General features: G+C 36.1%; 2 protein-coding genes and 2 rRNA genes (2 of these 4 running past the window's edge). All 4 read right to left on the bottom strand.

The window, feature by feature from the left end; genetic code table 11:
• Positions 1-511, bottom strand: partial view of a DsbA family oxidoreductase gene (locus tag M1D73_RS01565; RefSeq protein ID WP_121868780.1) — the 5' portion only. 221 nt of this gene lie to the left of the window's left edge; the window shows 511 of its 732 coding nt (coding positions 1-511); its start codon is at positions 509-511; the stop codon falls past the left edge of the window.
• A 202-nt stretch (positions 512-713) separates the two neighbouring features.
• On the bottom strand, positions 714-1,673 hold the full coding sequence (locus tag M1D73_RS01560; protein WP_000723979.1) for an alpha/beta hydrolase: 960 nt from the start codon (positions 1,671-1,673) through the stop codon (positions 714-716).
• 269 nt (positions 1,674-1,942) lie between these two features.
• A 5S ribosomal RNA gene (gene rrf / locus M1D73_RS01555) occupies positions 1,943-2,058 on the bottom strand.
• A 48-nt stretch (positions 2,059-2,106) separates the two neighbouring features.
• Positions 2,107-2,500, bottom strand: a 23S ribosomal RNA gene (locus M1D73_RS01550); it runs 2,528 nt beyond the window's last position.

Genomic DNA, 2,500 nt, shown 5'->3' with positions numbered 1-2,500 from the left:
CTTCATCAATTCTAACATCATTTGCATACGCATTTTTATCATTAATAACATTTAAAGATTCTTGCTTATCTAAACCTGAAGCTTCAGCGATAGTAGCAAGTGTATCCACATCGCTTAAATTTTTCGATTCAGTGAAATATGCAAAAAGTAAATTTTCTGTAATCTCTTTTTCTTCCCCTTGATTCTTTGCAAACTTAGCAAGACGATGCGCATCAAAAGTATTAGTCGGCTTCATCTCATCAAAATTAAAACTTAAACCCATACTAGCTGCATGATTTCCTAACTGTACGTTATTACGCTTAGCTTCTTCAATACTAATTCCATACTTTGATGCAAGTACTTCATTAATACTTGTTCCAGAATAGATTGGAGCATTTTGGTCTAATTCAAAACTTTTAAACTCAACTTCAACATCCTTCTTATGTGGAAATTGTTCTAAAGCCATCTCTAATCTACGTTTCCCAATATAGCAAAATGGACATACAAAATCCGACCATACTTCAATTTTCATAAAAAACACCTCATTAACATTTAGTTTTCAATCATTGTAGCACTGAGATTAAGGAATTCAAAAGTTTTTGCTCTATCTCCTTCATATAGTACATACAAAAACACACTTATAGCAGAATACCTAATTAACAAAAAAAAACGATAATCAAAAGGATTAACTATTATCCCTCCGATTATCGTCTATATAAATGCAACAACTTTAATTATGCCGGAATATACTTCCCTACGAACTTCCATACAGTATTCCAATATTTATTCGAATCTACTTTCTCCGCTTCTCCATGTCCAGCACCTGGAACAATTAATTTCTCTTTTTCTACTTTTGCAGCATTATATACTTCATCTAACATTTCAAAAGGAACGAATGTATCAGCATCCCCATGAATGAACAGCATAGGTGTTTTACTTTTCGCTACTTGTTTTACAGCTGAAGCCTCTTCTAAATCGTAACCAGCTCTTAATTTAGTAACCGTATTTGCCGCATTCATAACAGGAAACTTCGGTAAATGGAATAAATCTTTTAGTTGATAAGTAAATTCATCAATAACAGTTGAGTATCCACAATCTTCAATAATAACTTTAACATTAGAAGGTAAATCTTCTCCTGAAGTCATCATTACAGTTGCCCCGCCCATTGAAACACCAAATAGAGCTATTTCAGCATTAGGGTCTTTCTTCAAGATTTGTTGAATCCAAATCAAAACATCTTTACGATCATGCCAGCCCATACCAACATAATCCCCTTCACTATTTCCGTGCCCACGAAGGTCTGGTGCTATGACATTATAACCTTGTTCATAAAAGTTACGAACATATTTCGTCATTTCTGATGCTCTACCATTGTATCCATGAACTACAATTGCCCATTTATGACTAGATGGTTCATTCATATATTCATAACCTTTTAAATTTAATTTATCGAAAGAACGTATAGTTAATGTGTTAGGTTTATACTTCGATACGAAGTTTGCATTCTTTTCTTCATTTGCAGCCATTACATCTCCCGATGCATTTACCGTTTCTACTAAATGAGGATTATCTTGCAAAAATTCTTTTTCTTGTTTCGCATTTAACGCATAGTTATAAAAATAATTTCCAACTAACATATACACGATTACTAGCAGGACTAAGACTACTATAGTAATTATACTTATCTTTTTCATATTATCTCCTTTTCTAACTTAAATCTTCTTATATTAAAGTACATCAAAAACAACTGTACTATTTTAACACACTGATGAATCCTATCTTTAAGAAATAAAATAGAAAATCTTAAATTACATATAAAGAATCACGAAAGAAATTGAATAAAACTTATATAGCTACGTACTCAAAAATCTTTTTGAAAAGCGAGAAGCACTTCAAAATATTTGCTTTGAAAAAAAGTTATAAAACACAAAAAAGACGAGTCATTCTGACTCGTCTTAAAGTTGCTTGGCGACGTCCTACTCTCACAGGGACAAGGTCCCAACTACCATCGGCGCTAGAGAGCTTAACTTCCGTGTTCGGTATGGGAACGGGTGTGACCTCTCTGCCATCATCACCAAACTATGAAGGCATATTCCTTCAAAACTAGATAACATTGCTACATATTATATGGTTAAGTCCTCGATCTATTAGTATTCGTCAGCTCCACATGTCACCATGCTTCCACCTCGAACCTATCAACCTGATCATCTTTCAGGGATCTTACTAGCTTACGCTATGGGAAATCTCATCTTGAGGGGGGCTTCATGCTTAGATGCTTTCAGCACTTATCCCTTCCGCACATAGCTACCCAGCTATGCCCTTGGCAGAACAACTGGTACACCAGCGGTGCGTCCATCCCGGTCCTCTCGTACTAAGGACAGCTCCTCTCAAATTTCCTACGCCCACGACGGATAGGGACCGAACTGTCTCACGACGTTCTGAACCCAGCTCGCGTACCGCTTTAATGGGCGAACAGCCCAACCCTTGGGACCGACTACAGCCCCAGGATGCGATGAGCCGA

The sequence above is a fragment of the Bacillus sp. PK3-067 genome (genome assembly GCF_056738645.1).
The sequence above is the reverse complement of the archived record's forward strand: the minus strand, read 5'-3'. Positions and strand labels throughout refer to the sequence as shown.